Source organism: Psychroserpens sp. Hel_I_66, from assembly GCF_000799465.1.
In the GTDB taxonomy this organism is placed as follows: domain Bacteria; phylum Bacteroidota; class Bacteroidia; order Flavobacteriales; family Flavobacteriaceae; genus Psychroserpens.
The window spans coordinates 3,136,377-3,157,728 of the sequence record NZ_JUGU01000001.1 but is presented as its reverse complement, the minus strand read 5'-3'; the positions used below and the strand labels follow the sequence as shown (position 1 = coordinate 3,157,728).

Below are 21,352 nucleotides of genomic sequence, written 5' to 3'. Positions count from 1 at the left end.
TAAATTTGTATATATCTCGTTTTCAATGTTAATTTGAAAACGAGATTTTTTTTGAAATAATTTTAAGTAATATCCTTTTTTAATATATGGTTAAAGAAGAAAAAAGCAAGTTAGCAGAGTATTTATCATTATTTGCTCTAATAACTTTAACCGTTATAGCTATAGCTAATAAAAACATTAGTGTTTTTTATATTATCTATTTATTTTGGTGGGATGAGTTAATAAAAAGTATTTTCGATATTTTTAGATTTTGGTTTAAAAAAGACCAAATTAATGATACTAAGGTATACTTCTCAAACATGAGTGGTCGCTTTTTTTTCTTGATGATTTATTTCGTTTTTATACTTGTATTTTTTGGTTTTATGATAGATTTTAAAGATTACGACTTAGCAGGTTTAAATTTTGAAGTCTTATTCTTTATGAATCCATTGTTCAATTTTAGTCTAGCAAGTTTTCTAATGCGCGAAATATACTTATACAAATTTAATGATATAGAACTTAAACCTCACCATGTGCTATCCAGAGGCATTATCACGCTCCACCTATCTATAATCTTAGGGATATTTTTGTGGGCATTGATAACTATGAAATTTCAGTCTCTTGAGGCTTATGCAACTCTTTTTTCAATAGTTCCGTTTTTACTTTTCAAGATCTTTTTTGAAATTCAAGAGATTAAGTTTAATCATAAGCTGAGACAAAAAAGTAATTATTAATAATCTTTTACTTTTGCGCCATTGTTATCAAATACGCCTTTTGCAATATGACCTGTTTTATTATAGGTCATTTGACCAAGACCATTGATTTTATCGTCAATAAATAGTCCTTTAAAAATAGAACCATCTACATAAGTGTAAATACCATAGCCACTACGTTTACCTCCTAAGATGTAAGCTCCAGTATATTTGCTAGTATTACTCCAATAGTAAGTACCTACACCATAGCGTTGATTTTCTTTGAAGAAACCCCAATATTTATCACCATTGCTGTAGGTGTAATTTCCAAATCCTTCGGTACAATTTCCTATACAATTTCCATTCTTTTTTCCAGCTCTAAAGTCTTCCGTATAATCAGAAATTAAAATTCCATCTTCAAAAAGCCCACCAGATGTAATGGCTCCTCCTTTATTGGAAGTGTAACCTAAACCGTGTTGCTTTCCATCTTTCCAACCACCTATATAACTGTTTCCGTTTGGCCAAACATAATAACCAATACCTTCTCGACGATTATTCACGTATTGTCCATGATAGTAAGAACCATTTGGATAAGTAATATATGCCAATCCGTCAATAGCAGAATTTCTAAAAGTTGCATCAGTAATTATTTTATTTACAGTAACACGTCCCCAACCTTCTTTACAGTCGCCTTCTACACATTTATAGTCAGAAATACCATTTGTAGTTGATGTTGTTGTTTCTGAATTTTTTTGTGTTTCTAATTCGTTATCATAGACCTTACCCTCATAAATCTCATCGTCTTTAGCGGTTTTGAAACCTAGCAAAACATACATTGGTTTGTCATCAATAAAAATAACTGGATCTCCATTGGTTAAATATTCAAACTTTGCTTTTTTATAATCAATATGTTTTCCTTTCACCACAATAAAAAAGTTGTCTTTTTCTAACTCACGAGTATACAATACAGAAGTAGTATCTGTTGTAAATAAATTCATCTCTTTTACTTCTTGGTCTTTGATATTCTGGTAGTTCTTGACAACATATGTTCTTCCTACATTTTTCTCTATGCGATAATCAACCATGTGTGGTCCTAAAAATGAAAATTCTCTTGACTTTACGCTATTTTGACCATATACATAATTTATAAACATCCCGTCATAAGAATAACTCATGTAAGGTCTTCCTTTAGAAAGCACAGTGTTTCCCGCAATTCTCGTTTCTATTGTATGATTTTCTTCAATGACATCTGGAATTGAATAGTAGGTTTCAGTAAGCCCATCATACAACACCTTTTCATTAGGTTTAACTCCTTTGCTAATTACAATATCTGTAGCTTTTTCTCCATTAAGGTATGCAGTAGTAATTTTTGTCGCTGTATCTCCTGTTCCTGAGAGGAAATAACCCAGTTCTATTTTTGTTGGTTTGTTAATATCACTGTAATAACGATTTTGAGTATCAAAATGTTTGGGATTAGCCTTACTGGTTTCATAAAAATCAACCTGATTTCCTTTACCATCTACTTCAATTTTATAAGTATAAGTTCCTGAAAGTAATATTTCTTTTACAATATATCCATTTTCATAATGATACGTAAAATTAGAACCTGGCTTGCGATCTTGATTGGTATATTGTAATGAAACTATTAACGTGTTTCCAATTTTGCTGTATGTATAATCAATTTCTTGGTAAAAAACATCATTACGGTTTACGATCGTTTTGATAATTCTGTTTTGTGAATCATAGACATATGTTTTATCTTCACCATAGGTATTGGTTTCATAAGTCAATAGGTTTTTATCATTAAAAGCATATGTGTTTTTACTTCCGCTATGGTACATAAACATAATTATACGTCCACGATTATCATATGAGAACGTATCATTGTAATTATTTCCAATAATTTTTCCTTGGTTGTTGTAATAATATCGTGTCCCATAATTATATAACAGTTTTCCATCTCTATCAAAAATCTTTTCTGCTGAACTATAAATGTCACCCTTTAAATTAAAATGCTCTTTCTTATGTTTGTAACCTATTGGGTTTCTTGGAGCATTGATCATATCTACAACTTGAGCAGAGGTACTAAAAAAAGTTAAACATACAATGCAGAAAAAAAGTTTAGAATATGTTCTCATAATAATCTTTTTATTGTTTGTAACAAAAATACCTTTGAGACAAGTACAAAACCATACGATAAATGTCGTATATTTTTAGAAGAGATAAACTTGTTATATTTGCTTTTCAATTTATTTAAACCCATTTCATGTCTTTGATTTCATATGTTATTTCCCAAACACAATTACCAGAAGTTTCCATAAAAAACACCATTCAATTATTAAATGAAGACTGCACTATTCCTTTTATTTCCCGTTACCGAAAAGAAGCAACAGGAAACCTAGATGAAGTTCAAATTGGAGACATCGTAAAATACAAAGAGCAATTTGAAACTTTAGAAAAGCGAAAAGCAACAATCCTAAAAGCTTTAGAAGAACAAGAGGTTTTAACTGCGGAATTAAAAGCAAAAGTTAACGCCTGCCAAGACAGTACAACACTTGAAGATTTATATCTTCCTTATAAAAAAAGCAGAAAAACAAAAGCAGAAACTGCTCGTCAAAACGGATTAGAGCCTTTGGCAAAAATCATTATGTCCCAAAACAATAACGATCTAGAGTCTACTTCGCAACGATTTGTAAAAGGCAATATTTCTTCTTCGGAAGATGCTCTGGAAGGCGCAAGACATATCATCGCAGAGTGGATTAATGAGCGGTCAGATATAAGATCAAATCTTAGACATCAATTAGAGCGTCATGCCATGATTTCGACCAAGGTCGTAAAATCTAAAATTTCCGAAGAAAACGCACAAAAATTTAGAGATTACTTTGAATGGGAAGAAGCCTTAAACCGTATTCCCTCACACAGGCTCTTGGCAATTTTACGTGCTGAAAGCGAAGGTTTTGTTCGTGTAAAAATCGATATTGATAATGAACGCGCTTTAAATCACATAAATCGCAAAATCCTAAAGAGCCAAAATGATTGTGCAGATCAAATTGAATTGGCAATTGTAGATGCCTATAAGCGTTTGTTATTCCCATCACTAAGCAACGAAATCTTACAAAAAGCAAAAGACAAAGCAGATGAAGCTGCGATTTCCATTTTCGCTAAAAATTTAAAGCAGTTACTTTTGGGTTCCCCTTTGGGGGAAAAACGTGTTTTAGCAATAGATCCTGGATATAAATCTGGATGCAAAGTAGTTTGCTTAGATGAAAAAGGAGATTTAAAACATAATGAAAACATCTATCCTCATGCGCCAAAAAATGACCAAATTGGCGCCATGAAAAAAATCAGTTTTTTAGTTGAAGCCCATAAAATAGATGCCATTGCGATTGGTAACGGAACCGCATCTCGAGAAACTGAAGCTTTAGTTAGAAAAATAAGATTCAATAAAGACATTCAAGTGTTTGTAGTTAGTGAGGCTGGAGCAAGTATTTATTCGGCATCAAAGATTGCCCGTGATGAATTTCCTAATTATGATGTAACGGTTAGAGGATCGGTTTCTATTGGCAGACGTTTGCAAGACCCTTTGGCTGAGCTTGTAAAAATTGATGCCAAATCCATTGGTGTCGGGCAATACCAACACGATGTTGATCAAACTAAACTTAAAAAAGAATTAGATGTCGTTGTTGAAAATTGTGTAAATGCGGTCGGTGTTAATATCAATACTGCAAGTCATAGTTTATTGAGCTATGTATCTGGTATTGGACCAAAATTAGCAGAAAATATCGTTAATTATAGAAGCGAAAAAGGGGCTTTTACATCTAGAAATGACATTAAAAACGTTTCAAGATTGGGTGATAAGGCTTTTGAACAAGGCGCAGGTTTTATGAGGATAAAAGATGGTGAAAACCCGTTGGATGATTCTGCTGTTCACCCTGAAAGCTATTCGATTATCGAACAAATGGCGAAAGATATGAGTGTTTCCATTTCCGAATTAATAGGAAATAAGACCATTCTACAACAGATAAATTTAAAGAATTACATCACAAATTCTGTAGGATTATTAACACTTGAAGATATTATAAAAGAGTTGGAAAAACCTAGTTTAGATATTAGGGAACAGGCCAAAGTATTTACATTTAACCAAAATATTAAAACGATTAATGATTTACGTGAAGGCCAACTATTGCCTGGAATAGTAAATAACATCACTGCTTTTGGATGTTTTGTAGATATTGGAATTAAAGAAAGCGGATTGATTCATGTATCCAACCTATCAGATACTTTTGTTAAAGATGTGAACGAGCACGTGCACCTACACCAACAAATCATAGTCAAGGTTTTAGATATTGATGTGACTAGAAAGCGAATCCAGTTGAAATTACATACTAAGTAGATGCTAAAAATTATGTTATTAATAATTTACAGGCTTGAATTTAATTAATTTTAAAGTTTAGCATTCATATTTTATTAGTTTAATAAAATGTATCTAATTGTTTTTGGAAGATTTTAAAATAAAAACTTATAATTGTATATTGCTTTTATAACTAACTAATTTTTTTACTATGAAAAAAACTACTTCTTCTAAATTTTCTGAAAAAATTGCAAAATATGGTGCTTTAACTGCTGCCATAGCTGGTGTTGCAGATGCCAGTGGACAAATAGGCTATACAGATATAGGTCCTCCAGATTTTGTTGGTGGAGCTAATCTTGAGTATATGCTAGATTTAAATAATGATGGTGTAAATGATTTTAGGATTTATAATGTCAATTCTATCTACAGCTCTTATGGTTATAATTATACTTTAAACAATTTGTTTATAGAACCTTTAGCTGCCAGTAATGAAGTGCTAGGGTCTGGCGGAGCTACTTACGCTTATCCTTTTGCACTTAATAATGGTGATTCTATTTCTGATGGCTCTACTGGTTGGTATAACAATGGTTTTGCTAATGGTTATCAATCTTTAAATTATGGCTCTTGTGATTTTGGTGATTGGTGTAATATTACTGATGGCTACCTAGGACTTCGTTTTGATGCTGGAGGTGGTAATATCCACTATGGTTGGGCTAGACTTGATGTTGGAGCTGGTGGAGATGTTTTTACTATAAAAGATTATGCATGGAATCAAACTGTGAATGAGTCAATTATTGCTGGACAACAAACTTTAGGTATTGGAGAAAACGCATTAAATGCTATAAAAATAGTAGCTTTAAATAAAAGTATAGGATTATATAATTTACCAGAAGCAACTAATTATCGGTTAGTTAACATGACTGGAAAGGAGGTTTTAAATGGAAAAACTTCAAGTGAAGTATTCGTAATTGAAGCTAATACAATTTCTAATGGTATTTATATTATTGAATTAACAGATGCTAATTCTAAAGCAGTAATAAGAAAAAAAGTAATTATTTAATTATGTTATAGAACATTATAATTTAAAAGCGCTTACGTTGTAAGCGCTTTTTCTTTTAAACTTTATTTCTATATAAACTCTTATCTACAGAAGATTCCATTGCATTTTCATCTAAATCTTTTCCTACAAAAGACTTTATTTTTTTAACCGTATTTTGAGTGTTATTTATAGCATCTTTATAATCAATATATATTAATTCTACACCAGGCTCTTTTTTCTTCCAAACCTCAACTTGTTTTAAATGTTTCTCGTAAGCTTGAAATAATTTTATTGGTAAATTTTCAGTATCTCTACCTATCATTTTTTGTTGTGACTTTACAACTTCATTTAAATCTCTTGTCATAAAAATTACTTTATAACGATACTTTGGGTCTAGAAATTTTAATAATGGTGCAACAACTTTAAGTGATTTGTTTTGTGCTTTATCTAACCAACTATTATCTTTATGCAAAGCCATTACAGGATCATATTCTAAATAACCCTTTGGATTTGAAACATCTGCCTTTCTATTTGAATCTGTTAAAATATCTAATCCTCCTTTTTGGAGCATTTGCATCATAAGCGATGTACCAGATCTTGGCAAACCAGAAACAATTACTATTTGATTATCATAAGGTTTATTAGTGTTTTTATCATTAAAATTTAATGAGCCAAACTTTTTTTCTTCAATGTTTTCTATCGCTTTTTCAGCACGATAATGCGTTTTAGGCTTCATTGCTGCTGCTGTTTCATAAGCTTTTTTTGCATTATCTAAATCTCCTAATTTTTCTAAAGCTTCACCAAGCGTATAGTGTGCCTCAGGAAAATATTTGACAAGTTCTATTGCAGTAAGAGCATGTTCAGCAGCTTCTTCATAATCGTCCATTCGAATTAATACAACCGCCAATGCTTGATGAAACTTTGCGTTATCTATTTCAAATTTCAACGCATTTTGAAAAGCACTTTTAGCATCTTCAAATTTGTTTAATCTTGTGTAAATTTTTCCCAATTGAAAGAATACTTCTCCATTAGGTTTATTGTTTTTTGCTTTTAGAAGAAGTTTGAGCGCTTGATTTACTTTGTTTTTACTCAATAGAATCTTTGCCTCAGAAAAGTAAGTATTAATCTCAAATTTTTTGTCCCTACTTCTTAGCTCTGTAAGGTAGATTTCAGCTTTACCAAACTCTTCCTGATCTAAGCTAATAGTTAATAAATCCATATAATAAGGAATAATATCTATTTTAGATTCACCAATTTTTATTCCATGCTTTTGTTTTTTATTTTCTACTTTTTTTAGATCATCTTCATCATAATTAGGGTAATGATTATTAATAAGCTCTAATAAAATAGCCTTTGCCATTTCGTAATCCTTTTTGCCCATATGCACTCTAGCAAGATTATGCTTGAGATCACATTTTGTTTTTAATATGGCGGTTTCAATATTCTCATCTGGTCTATCTATATAACCTAATTCAATTAGCTGCTCTAAAGTTTCTTGATCGTTCAAAACACTATCTTCTTGATCTTTGCTATTGAAATGTTCCCCAAAATCACCTTCAACATTCTCCCAACTATCAATATATGTTGGAGCTTTTGAATTTTCAAAAATATCTAAAGCTACTTTTCCATCCATGTCTTTACCAATAGGCAAATTGAACATCTGTAGTATTGTAGGAGCGACATCAATAAGTCCCAAACCAAAAACTTTTTCGTTTTTTTTAATGTTTGGTCCAGCTGCTACAAAAATCCCAAATTGTCTATGCTCTAAAGCTGGTGCTGCCTGATATTTTGGCATTTCTAAAATACGTTTATTTCCAGACTCGTAACCATGATCAGACATTACAATAATAGTTGTATCGTCTCCCGCTAAAGCCATCATGCGTTCTAACATCATATCTTGAAAACGGTAAGCTCCAGAAATAACATCTTTAAAAATATCAAATATATCATCTGGAATTGCTTTTAGCTTAGGAGGATAAAATTTCATAAACGCATGACAAAAATGATCTATGGCATCATAATAAACTGCCATAAAATCCCAATCTGAATTTTGCATTGCATGAGTTGCGACACTATGAACCGAAACATTTTCAGCTAGAATTTTACTAAAAGTGATTAAACTTTTACTTTCTTCTGTATTAATTTGACCTGCTTTTGGAATAAAAGGTAATATGTGTGCTTCTGTAACCTCATGAGGAAACATTCTTAAATCATGTATGTCATCTAAATAACTTTCAGGATGAACGGATCCTTTTGGAATAGGATTAGGTTTTCGAATATCTTTATTTGCTTTTTGAAAAGTATCTGAGACAACAATCCCATTTATTGGTTCTGCGGGAAAACTTGGCCACCAACCTATTAAATTACTTTTTAAACCTTGATTATGAAAAATATTCCAAAGTGCTCTTGATTTTCTTGATAAAACAGTCACAGGCCTTATCCCTTTTAAATCTGGCATTAACTCCAAAAAGCCCAATACACCATGCTTATCTGGTGTTTTACCAGTAGCAACGGTTGACCACAACATAGGAGAATAAGGTGGATTCATTGTACTCATATTACCATAAACACCTTTGTCAATAAGTTTTTTTAGTGCTGGCATTTCTCCTTTAGCTAATAATGGGCCTATAATTTTCCAATCGGCAGCATCCCAACCTATTAAAAGTACTTTATTTTTTTTCTTCATCTTTTTTCTTTTCTCGTGCTTCTTTCTTAAATTTTCTCCATGCTCTCAAACCTATATCACCCAAAGCTAATAAACCAAGTGATCCTTTTTCTGTTATCTCAAAAGGTTTATTTTCTAATTTTTTCTTCATAATAATGGTATTGGTGTGCCTAAAAATAGTATAAATCTAAGATGTATATTTGCATTTTGAATTTTTATAGATAAAATGCTTAAAATAGCTTTTCATCCCATTTACAAACATCCGTTACCAGAAGGTCACCGTTTCCCAATGCTTAAATATGAATTGTTGCCAGAGCAGCTTCTTTATGAGGGCACGTGTACCAATTCTAACTTTTTTGAACCAGAAAGACCAACTGACGAAGATATTTTGAGAGTTCATACAAAAGAGTATTATCAAGATTTAAAGGAGCTAACGCTAGATAAGCGAGCTGCTCGAAAGATTGGTTTCCCCTTGAGTGAGATTCTTGTAGAGCGTGAAATTATTATTGCCGATGGTACTATAAAAGCGAGCGAATTTGCTTTACAGCATGGCATTGCGATGAATATCGCTGGAGGTACACATCACGCTTACACTAATCGTGGTGAGGCTTTTTGTTTGTTAAACGACCAAGCTATTGGAGCAAGATATCTTCAGCAGAAAAAATTAGCACAAAAAATTTTAATTGTAGATCTCGACGTGCATCAAGGAAATGGTACTGCGGAAATTTTTGCTAATGACCCTTCTGTATTCACATTTTCAATGCATGGCAAAAGTAACTACCCGTTTAAGAAAGAAATTAGCGATTTGGACATTGCTTTAGAAAATGATGCCAATGACCAGACGTACCTTAATATTCTTTATGAAATACTTCCGAAGTTAATAACACAGGAGAAACCAGATTTTATATATTATCTATGTGGCGTTGATGTCATCGCCTCTGATAAATTAGGAAAATTAGGCATGACTATTGTGGGCTGTAAACAACGAGATCAATTTGTTTTAGAGAGCTGCAAAGCAAACAAAATTCCTGTAATGTGCAGTATGGGTGGCGGTTACTCGCCAGAAATCAAAACAATTGTAGCTGCTCATGCAAATACATTTAGGTTAGCTCAAAATATTTTCTTTTAAGAACTCAGATAATTTGAAAGTATTATTCATCATTTTAATCACAAAATCAACTAAAAGCAATGAATCAAAAACTCTTATTCCAATTTCAACATTTACAATATGCTTTTTTGGTAACATGCATGTTTTCATTTTTTAACACGCGCAGCCAAAATCAAGATAAAATATCTACAGCATATAGTAACTACGTAAAATTACCAAGGGAAGTTACCTATGCCCATCTGAATAAATCACTTTATTTAAAAGAAGAAACCATTGGTTTTAGTGTTTATGTTTTTGACAAAGCGAGTAAAACACGTTCTAATGTAACAACAAATGTATACTGTTCTATTGAGGATAGTAAAGGGAAAATTTTAAATAAGGCTCTTATTCTTTCTGAAAATGGTGTGGCAAACGGTAGTTTTTTAGTTGACAGCACCTACGCTTCGGGAAGCTATACTTTTAAGGCATACACCAATTGGATGAAAAATTTTGATGAGCAGAATTTTTATCTTCAGAATATTAAAATTATAAATACAGATCAAGATAATAAAGCAAAAATTTCAACCGAAGCGCCTGTTTTAGATACTCAATTTTTACCAGAAGGAGGTCACTTAATATCAAATATTAAAAATACGGTTGGTATCGTAATTAAGAACGAAAATGGTTACGGTATTAAAGAAGCAGAGGGTATTATTAAAGATTCTAACGGAGAAGTTGTCACAAATTTTAAAACAAACCAATTTGGGATTGGAAAGTTTATATTGATCCCAGAAGAAGGGAAAGAGTATTCCGCAGAAATAAAATATGGTGATCTCAATTCAATAGTAAATTTAAATCCAGCCGAACGCGCTGGTATTAATTTAAGTCTTAATGATTTAGGCAGTAAAATTGCTCTAACCCTTAGAACAAATGAAAATACATTAGAAAATATTAAAGGAAACGTTTTTAGAATCATTGTTCACAACGGTAGCCTAATAAAAGCGCTGGATATTAATTTTGAAGAGCTGAAGATTACCAAGTTAATAAATCACAGTGATTTATACTCTGGCATAAATATTATTACAGTATTTGATGACAGGGATAATCCTATTTTAGAGCGTCTTTTTTTTAATTATGACGGAATCTCAATTCTTACTTCGGAAAAAGAACGTGTAACAAAATCTCCTGATTCACTAACTATTTCTGTTCCGTTTGATAATATAAAAAAATCAGATTTTCATAATTTGAGTGTTTCTGTGCTTCCATCTCAAACTACATCTTATGGCAATAATCACAATATAGTATCATATACTCATTTGCAACCATATGTAAAAGGCTATATCGAGAACGCACGTTATTATTTTACAGACATTGATAGAAAGACAAAATTTGAACTTGACAATTTACTGTTAACTCAAGGCTGGAGCAGTTATGAGTGGAACTCTATTTTTAATCATAAATCTGAAATTAAATATGATTTTGAAAATGGTATTACGTTAAACGCCAACATTAATAAATCTAAGAGCAACACATTTATCATATACCCAATGATTAATAGTTCTACCCAGACTATTGAAGTACCAGAAGATGAAAAATCTTTTGTAGTCAAGGGTTTACTGCCAGTAGATAAAGAGAAAGTTTCTTTTGGATCAATTGACAAAAGGGAAAACGTAAAAAAACCAAATCTCTATGTTCAGTTTTCACCCTCTACAATACCAACTATAAATAATTTTGTAAAAACGTTGCCACTTAGAGTAAACTCTATTTATGATTCTAAAATTGAAGAGTCTGTATTTAAAAATTCAATCTCTGATGCCCAAGAATTGGATGAGGTAGTTATTAATGCTCAAAAGGAACAAGATAGAATTGATAAAATAGAACGTTCACAGCCTACAGGTACTATTGAAATTTTTGATGAGAATGATCGCTACAGATATCTTGATTTCGCGTCATATATTAGTACAAAAGGTTATAGTGCAAATCAAACCGCAACATCACTGTCAATCAATATTTTGAGGAACGTCTCATTAGGTATGAGCAATTCACCAGTAATTTATTTAGACAATTTACGTTTATCGGAGTTTAGTGTTTTGTTGAGTTTAGATATGAGAAATGTTGATTATATAGTTGTCGATAAATCTGGGCTAGGAGAAGGAATGAGAGGAGCTGCGGGCGTTATAAAAATTTTTACTGATCCTAATTTAAAATTTGGAGAAGATGTAGCAACAGATATTTCACAAGAATCTAAAATTCCTCTTACCTTTACCTCGCCTAAAAAGTTTTACGCACCATTATATTCTAGTTACCGTAGTAACTTCTTCAATCAATATGGTGTTATTGAATGGATTCCTAATGGGAAATTAGATGAAAACGGAAATTTAATTTTTAATATTGCAGATAAAGGCATTGAGCAAATAAAATTGTTTATTGAAGGTACCGCTAATAATGGTAGTTTCATTTCCGAAGAAAAAGTGATTACTTTTAATTAGTTTCAATCAAATTTTTGATAAAAAAAAGGCTTCCGATATGGAAGCCTTTTTAATGTTCATATTTACAGTGAGTTATTTACCCAACATCAAAAGTTCACTACATATAATTTCGGTTGTGTAGCGTTTTGTTCCATCTTTATCATCCCAAGAACGATTTGTTAACTTACCTTCTATGGCAATTTCCTTACCTTTGGTGATGTATTCTTCTACCACTTTCACAAGTCCGCCACGTACGACAATATTATGCCAATATGCTCGCTCTACTTTGTTGCCTTGTTTGTCTTTGTAGCTGTCATCTGTAGCCAAAGAGAATTTTGCCATTTTGTTTCCGTCTTGGAAATTAACGATTTCTGGATCTTGCCCTAATCTTCCAATCAACTGTACTTTGTTTCTTAATGTGTTCATGTGTTCTAAATTTTAATGTTAAACAGTTAATACTATTGAACCTTCATTGATTCAACACTGCAAAGATGGGATGGTTTGCAAATGTTAATCGGTATTTAACTGCTTAAATTCGTTTGTAAACATTTGTAATCGTTTGTAAATGGGTAATATCTTGAATATAATGGCATCTATATACAATTTACCACAAGAAACTAAAATTTGATTTTTAAGTGAAGGAGATCACTTTTTTTTGAAGTACGTAATTCATTTAACCGTCTACCGTTTACCGCTAATTCAGTAAATCCGAGATTGAGCATCCTGCCGACCATCCAAGGTCTAATTAAACTATTACATTCAATGAACTTTATTTTTTACGAAACTGCTTCGTAAACTCATCTTCTTCCGCTCCCAATGGGAACAGAACATAGTACCAAAGGCAGTTAAAGCAGTATCTAATTAGCCTTATCGTCCTTGATAGTTTCTTTTTCATTCTTTTGTGTTGACACTTTTAGAACGTCGTCTAACGTACCCTCTATTTTTAATCTTCTATTATTCTTTGCGCTGTTTTTCTTATTTTTTTTTGTCATGTCAGAATCATTTAATATAAAATCCGAATGTTCTTTAAATTCAGCTTTTATCTTATTTCCCATTGGATAAATATAAATTAAAATTCCTTCTCTTCTAACTAATTTCATGGGCGAAACAAAATCGGAATCTCCAGCCACTAAAACAATTTTGTGAATCGTATCCCTGCTTGCCATCCAAGCCATATCCAAGCCAATTTTCATATCTACTCCTTTTTGCCTAAAATCAGGAGAAGGGTCTCCTTTTGGATGATATGGGCTTAACCTCCATCCATTGAACGAAAGCTCACCAAGCCTAAGAGCCATTTGGTCAATTTCAGTTAAACTATTTATAAATTTAGTTTGTGAGTTGAATAATTTTGATTCTCCAAAATCTATTTGACTACCATCAGGATGTTTGATAACTTTGTCAAAAGGAAGACAATCGTAATAGTATGAACGAAATAAAATATCTTCTGAGTCTTCCCCAGATTTTTTTTTAATTTGGTTGATAATGTCTGTAATTAATGTTTTGACATTATATTTGCTAGGATATTTACCATGTTTCTTTTTGAAACGTTGTTTATAAAAGCCACCATCAATAAGAATAGCTACATTACTTATTCTTCCCATATACAAAACTATAAAAGCCACCCCTTTCGAGATGGCTTTGATGCCGACCTATCGGCGTTTGGATTTTTGTTAAAGGTAACTAGTTATATATTCTAGTTAACTACAACAAATATAAAAAGAATTGTTATCGTTGTTGATACATATCAATATTATTTACCTATACATGTACAGAAAACTATAATCAATTACTATACCAATACTATGACAACTTTGTTAATCTCTTATAACTCAAAGGACTTTCGCTTTCAACCAAAAACTTTTCAAAGCGTTCTTGACTATTCAATCTGCGTGTGTTAAAGCGTGCGCTATACTCGTCTAAATAACGTTCTAAATGCTTGTCACTTACTTGATGGTAAACACCGTAAAGACCACGCTTTAAAACGCTCCAAAAATTCTCGATAGTGTTTGTATGAACACTGCCCTCAACATAAATATTAAGCGCATGCTTAACATTGTCGTGTGTGTAATACTTTTTAAGTTGATGATATGCAGGAGCTTCATCTGAATAGATCGTAGCATCCTGCGGTACGTGTGTCGTCACAAAATCTACCATATTCTGAGTAGTCTCGCCACTAACGTACTTTAAAGCCACCTTTCCATCACGCTCAATAATTCCTATAACCGTTTTCTTAGGCTTATAAGCCTTGCCCTCGTTAGTCAATAGGTTATTATCACGTGAACGTCTCTTGTTTAAATGTTTGTTACGTTCCTTGCCACCGATATACGTAGCATCGGTCTCTACCATTTTACTCTCTCCCAACATTTGCGGAGACTTCTCTCTCAGCATTTCTCTAATTCTATGTAATACGTGCCATGCGCTTTTTTGAGTGATCCCTAAATCAAGAGCCAATTGAACAGAACTAATGCCTTTCTTATGGGTTGTAGCCAAAAATATAGATGCGAACCATATTCTTAAGGAGATATTTGAATTATGGAAAATTGTTCCAGTAGTAACCGTAAAATCTTTTTTACATTCGCTGTCACCACACCTAAAACCTCTTTTGGTTGTGTAAACTTTTAGTGATCCACAATGAGGACATGCAGGCTCACCGTTCCAACGAATTTGAGCGTAATATTCTTTACAGGTCGATTCTTCTTTGAAGTGATCTAAAAGTTGTGGAAGTGATTTAAAGTTCATGGTCATTGGTTTTTATATATACAAATATAACCGACATTATTTGTATATGCAAATAAAAATACAAATATATTCGGTTTTTTTTGTAGTTTTGCTCCATGACTACATACAAAGAGAGGAAAGAAAATAAAACTAACTACGTATTACTTAGGGATTGCGTGGTTATAGGTACGTACGGAAATCTAAAAAAGATTACAGAAAATGTAGAAGATTCTAATTTTCCAAGTTATTGGACTTTAGTACGTAATAAAGAATACCCTATTGAGTTTGATAATTATCAGATTTTCAAGGTTAAACATTATTAATCATATTGAGTAAAACAAAGATATCAACAGGTTATTAACAATTTTATTTAGATATTTTATAAATTATCGTTAAATTACACAATCAATGCAATAATTTTCCTACAAATATACACTTTATCGAACGTTATATGTGATTTTAAGATAAATTTTAAAATATATTAATATTTTATTTGTTTTTATATGTTATTTGTATGTCTTAATTATATATATTTGTAGTGTTATATCTTCCCTATTTGAATTTATAGCCTCAAATATAAATATTGATTAATGGCATCTTCAGATCTTTTAGTAAAGGAGTTGGTTAGAACAAAAGACAACTTCATTCAAATTCGTCATATGATAAATGACAATATAACGGGTATTATTGATGTATTGCACCAAGTTGGTTACGATGAAAGAGGTAATAATATCAAAGTAGCTAGAAATATAGTGATTAAAGACTTGCTTAAAGATAATTTTGCATGGGATAATTTTCCAAAATTCGGTAGAACCGACAAAAAAATATTATGGCTTTTTGAAAATTATTTCAATAAAGGGGTAAAGCTATCAGTAGTTCAAGAAAAAGTGAATAAATTTTCAGAAAAAGAAACAAGAATAGACAACGTAGTCAGAAGATTGAAAAAAGAAGGATATTTAGTTGTTGTAAAATATAATATGTCCAATAAATTAAGTTATTGGGGTATTCCTTCTTGGGTTAAACATGATAATTTTGATATTAAATATAGACCAGAAGAAAATGAATTACCTTCCAACATACATATGTCGGAAGTAAGTAGATAAAATAAATAAGGAGATGCTGTAACATCTCCTTATCTGCGGATTGGGAAAATCCCAATCTTTAATTAGTTTAACTAAACACCAAGTCCAATGGCAAGAGTAGTTAGAACAACTCGTAGAGTAGTAAGTGTTCCCGCAAGGAGAGTCACTATCACTCGTACAGTTAGAGTTACTACACGTGTAACACGTAAGTAGCTCTAATTCTTAAAGGAGATGAACAATAGTAGTCTCCTTTATTTCATTATTTCAAGGTTGTAATATTGGGAGGTTGAAGCCAGTCTCATTAGCTGTAAAATGAGTATCATCTCACTCAGCTTAAATCAAGTTTAATATACTCAATTCCAATATTTCAATTTTAACTAAACCTCGAAGTTCATGCTTCGGGGTTTTTTTATTTTTACAAATATAGTCGAAAAGAAATCAAAGAACAAATATATATGCAGTTTATGCATTTTTTATTATATTTTTGTGCAAAATCTATTCATTTTGCATATTGATGATAAGAAGATAACTAAATTATTTGTCGTTATTCACGACAGTGAAGTCATTTCTATTTCTAAGACGGTTCAAGAAATGTTAAGGGATTTCAAGACTATATATCCAAAATTCAAGGACAGAAATATAATTAGTGAACATTTCAAGTCGAACAAGTTTTACTATATTCAAAACCCAATTACTGGGAAGCGTTATATTATACAAAAAATCGTAAATAGTAATAAGTAATTCTTATATGTCAGAAGAAAAGAAAACACCAAAACTAACACCTGCGATGCGAGAGGGAATCAATTTAAAGATACTTCGTAGGGTAAAGGAAAACCCCGAACTAGGAGAAATGATAAGAGAAAGAATGAGAGACCGTAACGAGAGCAACAAGTGACCCTATACGAGTTCAACGTACTATCATTCGAGAACAAACAATCTACCGTTTGGGAACTTGGTACGTTCCTAGATAACTACGTGACAAAGGACGTTAGGATAAACTGCTATGCTATTGATATGTTCTTTGTAGAGGTACATTACAACGCAGAACACAATACTATCACAGAAATAACCTCTTTCAAAACAGGCAAGAGCCTAGATAAGTACTCTAAACTATGAAAAGACCCTTCAATAAAAAAGAGAGAACCTTTCTAGCTATTATGTTAGCTGTTATAATCTTCAATTTTGTTGTTATTGTTTGGAGGATGAACTAAAAATATTCAAAATGGGCTTGTGGTAAATTGTATATAGATGCCAATATAATTTTCGTACTTTCGTCAATAATGACAAGACTTCTAAGCTATATCGTACCTAAAACAAAAACTGTTACATCTCAATATTCAGGTGAATTGGAAATCACAATAAAAAACGGGAAGAAACACCTCAACACAAAAAATGCGAACTATAGTTATGGTGCATTACAAAAGGTTTTAAAGTTTGGTTTGGAAAAAATTAACCTACAAAAAACTAACTCAGTTTTAATTTTAGGCCTTGGCGGTGGAAGTGTAATTGAAACTCTAAGAGACGATTTTAAATACGAAAAGCAAATCACTGCTGTTGATATTGATCCTGTTGTTATCAAAATTGCAGAAGATGAGTTTGGCATAAAAAATAACGATAAGCTAAACATTATTTGCCAGGACGCATTACTCTTTGTAGAGCAGAACACTCAGGAATTTGATCTCATCATTATTGATTTATTTATTGATGTTGATATTCCGAAGCCATTTTTAAAACTTCATTTTTGGAGCCATATTCTCAATTTAAAATCTTCTAATGGTGTCATTTTATTCAATGCTTCTTTAGAGAAAGAAAAAACAGATGACTTAAAAAAAATCATCGCTTTTTTAAAAAGTAAAGTTTATAAAGTTGATGTTTTTGAGAAGGTTAATGATGTCAATACTGTTCTTATATCCAAAAATTTATAATATAAATGTATATATTGTAGCAACAAGCAAATTAAATGATGCAAAAACAGTGTCCGGAATGCGGTGAAAAAATAGTTGGTCGTGTAGATAAGAAATTCTGCAGCGATGGTTGTCGAAACGCTTATAATAATAACATTAACAAAGATCATAAAAACCTAATTAGAAATACCAATAACAGGCTTAGAAAAAATTATCGCATTCTCGAGGAACTCAATCCAGAGCAAAAGAAAAAAATTTCCAGAGCACGATTAGTAGAAAAGGGATTTGACTTTAATTACTTCACAAGCATCTATACTACAAAGGCAGGAACGATTTACTTTTTTGTTTATGACCAAGGTTACTTGCCCTTAGAAGATGATTTTTATGCGTTGGTCAAAAGAGAAAGCTAGACTTGTAACCTTATGGTTGAAACTATGACTTATACTAAACAACAACCGCAACTATGCCAACTTATTTAATTATAATACTCGCCTTTTGTGCGATAGGTCTATTTGTTTTTCTAGCCTATTATTTCAACGGAAAACAGGTAATCATTAGAACCTTATCTAAAATACCTAATAAACCAGCTTCAAGCTTAAAAACGAGTGAACTCTCAAAAGTAAGCGGAAAAGCGTTGCATGTTGAAGAACCATTAAAAGCTCCATATTCTGGGAGAAGATGTGTGTTTTATCAAATTGAAATTCAGCAAAAAGTTAAAAGCGGTAAAAGCTCTCATTGGAAAACGTTAGTTTCCGAAGAAAAGTTTCAAGACTTTTTTATAGATACAAATGGTGATTTTGTGATTATACAGCCAAACAATCATCCCAGGAATTACATATGTCATTTGGTAAAGGATAAAAACCAGTCTTCTGGCACATTTAATGATCCTTCACCAAAATTTGTTTCATTGCTAAAAAGATATAATATTGAACCAGAGAATTTCTTTGGTTTTAATAGAACCTTACGTTATACTGAAGGCATCATTGAGATTGGAGAATATATTACTGTTGCAGGAATTGCAAAATGGAAATCATTAAACGAGCCATTACCAGAGTACCCTTACTCCAAAATTGCTACTCTTGAAAGCGAAGGCAAACAAAAACTGATTATAACAGATCTACCCGAAGCTCTGCCAAACAGAAACTTAAGATAGCGAGCCTATTTCCAATTCTGTCCTTTCAAATCCAATGCAGCTTTTAAAATATCTTTCTGGCTAATCTGCCCAACTAACTTACCATTTTCTACAATTGGAAAACGACGAATTCTAGATTCTAAAAACTTATTGGCAGCATCAAAAACATTCATGTTCCCATCAATAGTCTCAACATTTTTAGCCATTCTTGTTTCAACCGTATGTTGTTCCATTGGCATGTTATGATAACGACTTTCACTAATATCCTTGAGGCAATCACCTTCCGAAATTATCCCAACCAGCTCATTATTGGAGTTCACAACTGGACCTCCCGAGATCTTATTTTTAATGAGTGACTGGATCACCTCTTCAACAGATTGCTCAGGTCTAAACGTTATCAATTCTCGCGACATAAAATCACTTACTTTAAAAGCATTGACCTCTACCGTATTTTGCTGTTGCTTTCTAGCACCTTGAAAACTTTTTATACCCATGACAATTAATTTTTGTGTGAACTTAAAGTTACTGAAAATTAGGCAATAAAACCAAAACAATAATGAGATCAATAATTTGTAAATTTGAAACCATCAAAAAAACATTACCATTGAAACCAAAAATTTGTGTCATCGGTTGTGGCTGGTTGGGCTTGAGCTTAGCAAAACAGCTTATACAATTAGACTATCCTGTAAATGGCTCCACTACCTCAAAAGACAAATTATCACAGTTAGAGAAGGAGAAAATCAACCCTTTTTTAATTGAATTTTCTTCGGAAGGTGTAAACGGTAATCTCAAAGATTGTCTCAAAGATTGCAAAACATTAATTCTCAATATTCCGCCAGGACTTCGTAAACATCCCGAAAGCGATTACGTCAAACAAATGAAACATATTGTTGAATACATTGAGAATTCAACAATTGAAAACGTACTTTTTATTGGCTCAACATCGGTTTATGATGATTATGAAGATTTCCCGATAATTACTGAAAATTCTCCGACATCAAATAACAACACCGCAAAACAGCTCTTAGCAGTTGAGGCACTTTTTCATAAAAACAAAAACTTTAAAACCACCGTTTTACGTTTTAGCGGATTGTTTGGCCAAGACAGACATCCTGCAAACTATCTCTCGGGAAAGACAGATCTAAAAAACGGAAACGCTCCAGTAAACTTAATTCACAGAGAAGATTGCGTGGGTATTATCATTTCCGTAGTAAAAAATAATATTTGGGATACTACAATAAATGCCTCTGCACCAAATCATCCTAATAAGAAAGAGTATTACACATCGGTTTGTGAGGCGTTGGAAATTGCAATTCCTCAATTTGACGACCAAACCAAAAGCAAAGGAAAAATTATCGATTCTTCTAAATTGGTACAACTTTTGAAATATGATTTTAAAGTAAACATCTAATAATTTGCAGACTTTTAAGAACAAATGCCAGATATTTTTTTAGTTTTGGCGCAATTAATTACGAAACACAATTAATACACACATGAAAAAACTTATCTTTTTATTAGCAGTAGTAACCACATTTGGTGCAACCGCTCAAACAAAATCTGAACTATTAAAACATTTTGAAGCCTACTACAAAGAAATGAAAGGTCAAGGAGACGTACAGGGTGTAATTAACGCTATGACGCATCTTAATGTTATACAGCCAAATCAACAACGGTTAGATACACTCGCTTACATCTATGTCACCGAAGGTAGAAACCTTGAGGCTTTAAACACAGTTGGCATTGATCAAAACCCAACAGACTCAGATATTAACACAGAGGTAAAAGCAATTGCTTTAAAAGGCATCAACCAACCTCAACGAGCATTGGCATTTTATGAGGAGTTATTTAAGCGTGACGCCAATTCGTATATTGCTTATGAGATTGCAGATTTAAAAACGCAATTACAGGATTTTGCAGGTGCAAAGGCAAGTGTTGATTTTGGTTTGACCAATGTAAAACCAGATATGAAACGCGGGTTTTACGAGTCACAACAACCTTATGAAGTCTCTCTTAAAGCAGCATTAACCTATATGAAAGCATTGATTGTCTTTAATATGAACCAAACCGATAATCTCGATCAAGCTATAACTCTTTTAAACGAAGCGTTGACTATGGATGCTAATTTTAACCTAGCTAAAATAAGTAAAGATGCACTCGCTGCTAGAAAAGCAGACCAAACAAAAAAAGAGTAAAAACTTCTTAATTCCTCTTTCTACGGAAATAAAAAAAGCACCC

General features: G+C 32.1%; 19 protein-coding genes. 12 read left to right on the top strand and 7 right to left on the bottom strand.

Features of this window, described 5'->3' with window-relative positions:
* Positions 1 to 86 precede the first annotated feature (86 nt).
* On the top strand, positions 87 to 713 hold the full coding sequence (locus GQ40_RS13990; protein ID WP_047549696.1) for a DUF6498-containing protein: 627 nt from the start codon (positions 87 to 89) through the stop codon (positions 711 to 713).
* Here the strand turns inward: GQ40_RS13990 and GQ40_RS13985 are convergent.
* Entirely contained in the window at positions 710 to 2,809 is a 2,100-nt protein-coding gene (locus GQ40_RS13985) for an MORN repeat-containing protein (RefSeq protein ID WP_047549693.1), read from the bottom strand. The genes GQ40_RS13990 and GQ40_RS13985 overlap by 4 nt on opposite strands.
* 128 nt (positions 2,810 to 2,937) lie before the next feature.
* On the opposite strand from GQ40_RS13985, the gene GQ40_RS13980 reads away from it, so the two are divergent.
* Positions 2,938 to 5,064 (top strand): Tex family protein, encoded by a 2,127-nt coding sequence (locus tag GQ40_RS13980; RefSeq protein ID WP_047549690.1) that lies wholly within the window; start codon positions 2,938 to 2,940, stop codon positions 5,062 to 5,064.
* A gap of 169 nt (positions 5,065 to 5,233) precedes the next feature.
* Positions 5,234 to 6,082, top strand: coding sequence for a T9SS type A sorting domain-containing protein (locus tag GQ40_RS13975; protein ID WP_047549688.1), 849 nt, complete (start codon positions 5,234 to 5,236; stop codon positions 6,080 to 6,082).
* Positions 6,083 to 6,137: 55 nt separating this feature from the next.
* On the opposite strand, the gene GQ40_RS17495 is transcribed toward GQ40_RS13975, so the two are convergent.
* The gene (locus GQ40_RS17495; RefSeq protein WP_081990222.1) at positions 6,138 to 8,747 is read right to left on the bottom strand and encodes an alkaline phosphatase family protein; all 2,610 of its coding nucleotides are present in this window, start codon (positions 8,745 to 8,747) and stop codon (positions 6,138 to 6,140) included.
* The gene (locus tag GQ40_RS17640) at positions 8,731 to 8,877 is read right to left on the bottom strand and encodes a hypothetical protein (protein ID WP_156115592.1); all 147 of its coding nucleotides are present in this window, start codon (positions 8,875 to 8,877) and stop codon (positions 8,731 to 8,733) included. The genes GQ40_RS17495 and GQ40_RS17640 overlap by 17 nt, the downstream gene beginning before the upstream one ends.
* Positions 8,878 to 8,952: 75 nt before the next feature.
* Here GQ40_RS17640 and GQ40_RS13965 point away from each other — a divergent pair, with 75 nt between their 5' ends.
* Both GQ40_RS13965 and GQ40_RS13960 read left to right on the top strand, forming a co-directional pair.
* Positions 8,953 to 9,855, top strand: coding sequence for a histone deacetylase (locus GQ40_RS13965; protein ID WP_047549685.1), 903 nt, complete (start codon positions 8,953 to 8,955; stop codon positions 9,853 to 9,855).
* Between the two features lie 59 nt (positions 9,856 to 9,914).
* A complete protein-coding gene (locus GQ40_RS13960; protein ID WP_156115591.1) occupies positions 9,915 to 12,302 on the top strand; it encodes a hypothetical protein in 2,388 nt (795 codons plus the stop codon).
* Between the two features lie 72 nt (positions 12,303 to 12,374).
* Here GQ40_RS13960 and GQ40_RS13955 read toward each other — a convergent pair whose 3' ends face one another.
* From GQ40_RS13955 to GQ40_RS13945, 3 genes are all read right to left on the bottom strand, one after another.
* Positions 12,375 to 12,707 (bottom strand): single-stranded DNA-binding protein, encoded by a 333-nt coding sequence (locus GQ40_RS13955; RefSeq protein ID WP_047549679.1) that lies wholly within the window; start codon positions 12,705 to 12,707, stop codon positions 12,375 to 12,377.
* Between the two features lie 431 nt (positions 12,708 to 13,138).
* Positions 13,139 to 13,882: an NYN domain-containing protein gene (locus GQ40_RS13950; protein ID WP_052184270.1), complete on the bottom strand. Its 744-nt coding sequence runs from the start codon at positions 13,880 to 13,882 to the stop codon at positions 13,139 to 13,141.
* Positions 13,883 to 14,081: 199 nt separating this feature from the next.
* Positions 14,082 to 15,020, bottom strand: coding sequence for an IS1595 family transposase (locus GQ40_RS13945; RefSeq protein ID WP_052184269.1), 939 nt, complete (start codon positions 15,018 to 15,020; stop codon positions 14,082 to 14,084).
* Between the two features lie 95 nt (positions 15,021 to 15,115).
* Here GQ40_RS13945 and GQ40_RS13940 point away from each other — a divergent pair, with 95 nt between their 5' ends.
* The 5 genes from GQ40_RS13940 to GQ40_RS13915 all read left to right on the top strand — a co-directional run bounded on the left by GQ40_RS13940 (position 15,116) and on the right by GQ40_RS13915 (position 19,138).
* Positions 15,116 to 15,322 carry a hypothetical protein gene (locus GQ40_RS13940; protein ID WP_047549671.1) on the top strand — a complete coding sequence of 69 codons (207 nt, stop codon included), beginning with the start codon at positions 15,116 to 15,118 and terminating at the stop codon, positions 15,320 to 15,322.
* A gap of 267 nt (positions 15,323 to 15,589) precedes the next feature.
* Positions 15,590 to 16,102, top strand: coding sequence for a hypothetical protein (locus GQ40_RS13935; RefSeq protein WP_047549668.1), 513 nt, complete (start codon positions 15,590 to 15,592; stop codon positions 16,100 to 16,102).
* A 1,259-nt stretch (positions 16,103 to 17,361) separates the two neighbouring features.
* Positions 17,362 to 18,006 carry a spermidine synthase gene (locus tag GQ40_RS13925; protein WP_047549662.1) on the top strand — a complete coding sequence of 215 codons (645 nt, stop codon included), beginning with the start codon at positions 17,362 to 17,364 and terminating at the stop codon, positions 18,004 to 18,006.
* 38 nt (positions 18,007 to 18,044) lie between these two features.
* Positions 18,045 to 18,395: a hypothetical protein gene (locus tag GQ40_RS13920; protein ID WP_047551988.1), complete on the top strand. Its 351-nt coding sequence runs from the start codon at positions 18,045 to 18,047 to the stop codon at positions 18,393 to 18,395.
* A 53-nt stretch (positions 18,396 to 18,448) separates the two neighbouring features.
* Positions 18,449 to 19,138, top strand: a complete 690-nt coding sequence (locus GQ40_RS13915; RefSeq protein ID WP_047549659.1) for a hypothetical protein — start codon at positions 18,449 to 18,451, stop codon at positions 19,136 to 19,138.
* 5 nt (positions 19,139 to 19,143) lie between these two features.
* On the opposite strand, the gene GQ40_RS13910 is transcribed toward GQ40_RS13915, so the two are convergent.
* The gene (locus GQ40_RS13910; protein WP_047549656.1) at positions 19,144 to 19,611 is read right to left on the bottom strand and encodes a CBS domain-containing protein; all 468 of its coding nucleotides are present in this window, start codon (positions 19,609 to 19,611) and stop codon (positions 19,144 to 19,146) included.
* 62 nt (positions 19,612 to 19,673) lie between these two features.
* On the opposite strand from GQ40_RS13910, the gene GQ40_RS13905 reads away from it, so the two are divergent.
* On the top strand, positions 19,674 to 20,528 hold the full coding sequence (locus GQ40_RS13905; RefSeq protein WP_052184268.1) for an NAD-dependent epimerase/dehydratase family protein: 855 nt from the start codon (positions 19,674 to 19,676) through the stop codon (positions 20,526 to 20,528).
* Positions 20,529 to 20,610: 82 nt separating this feature from the next.
* Positions 20,611 to 21,309, top strand: a complete 699-nt coding sequence (locus GQ40_RS13900) for a tetratricopeptide repeat protein (protein ID WP_047549652.1) — start codon at positions 20,611 to 20,613, stop codon at positions 21,307 to 21,309.
* Positions 21,310 to 21,352: the final 43 nt, after the last annotated feature.

Coding starts and splice junctions, on each gene's coding strand:
- GQ40_RS13910 (WP_047549656.1), bottom strand. CDS start 19,611: ATGGGTATAAAAAGTTTTCAAGGTGCTAGAAAGCAACAGCAAAATACG.
- GQ40_RS13965 (WP_047549685.1), top strand. CDS start 8,953: ATGCTTAAAATAGCTTTTCATCCCATTTACAAACATCCGTTACCAGAA.
- GQ40_RS13960 (WP_156115591.1), top strand. CDS start 9,915: ATGAATCAAAAACTCTTATTCCAATTTCAACATTTACAATATGCTTTT.
- GQ40_RS13915 (WP_047549659.1), top strand. CDS start 18,449: ATGCCAACTTATTTAATTATAATACTCGCCTTTTGTGCGATAGGTCTA.
- GQ40_RS17495 (WP_081990222.1), bottom strand. CDS start 8,747: ATGAAGAAAAAAAATAAAGTACTTTTAATAGGTTGGGATGCTGCCGAT.
- GQ40_RS13925 (WP_047549662.1), top strand. CDS start 17,362: ATGACAAGACTTCTAAGCTATATCGTACCTAAAACAAAAACTGTTACA.
- GQ40_RS13905 (WP_052184268.1), top strand. CDS start 19,674: ATGAGATCAATAATTTGTAAATTTGAAACCATCAAAAAAACATTACCA.
- GQ40_RS13950 (WP_052184270.1), bottom strand. CDS start 13,882: ATGGGAAGAATAAGTAATGTAGCTATTCTTATTGATGGTGGCTTTTAT.
- GQ40_RS17640 (WP_156115592.1), bottom strand. CDS start 8,877: ATGAAGAAAAAATTAGAAAATAAACCTTTTGAGATAACAGAAAAAGGA.
- GQ40_RS13990 (WP_047549696.1), top strand. CDS start 87: ATGGTTAAAGAAGAAAAAAGCAAGTTAGCAGAGTATTTATCATTATTT.
- GQ40_RS13940 (WP_047549671.1), top strand. CDS start 15,116: ATGACTACATACAAAGAGAGGAAAGAAAATAAAACTAACTACGTATTA.
- GQ40_RS13945 (WP_052184269.1), bottom strand. CDS start 15,020: ATGAACTTTAAATCACTTCCACAACTTTTAGATCACTTCAAAGAAGAA.
- GQ40_RS13935 (WP_047549668.1), top strand. CDS start 15,590: ATGGCATCTTCAGATCTTTTAGTAAAGGAGTTGGTTAGAACAAAAGAC.
- GQ40_RS13975 (WP_047549688.1), top strand. CDS start 5,234: ATGAAAAAAACTACTTCTTCTAAATTTTCTGAAAAAATTGCAAAATAT.
- GQ40_RS13955 (WP_047549679.1), bottom strand. CDS start 12,707: ATGAACACATTAAGAAACAAAGTACAGTTGATTGGAAGATTAGGGCAA.
- GQ40_RS13920 (WP_047551988.1), top strand. CDS start 18,045: ATGCAAAAACAGTGTCCGGAATGCGGTGAAAAAATAGTTGGTCGTGTA.
- GQ40_RS13900 (WP_047549652.1), top strand. CDS start 20,611: ATGAAAAAACTTATCTTTTTATTAGCAGTAGTAACCACATTTGGTGCA.
- GQ40_RS13980 (WP_047549690.1), top strand. CDS start 2,938: ATGTCTTTGATTTCATATGTTATTTCCCAAACACAATTACCAGAAGTT.
- GQ40_RS13985 (WP_047549693.1), bottom strand. CDS start 2,809: ATGAGAACATATTCTAAACTTTTTTTCTGCATTGTATGTTTAACTTTT.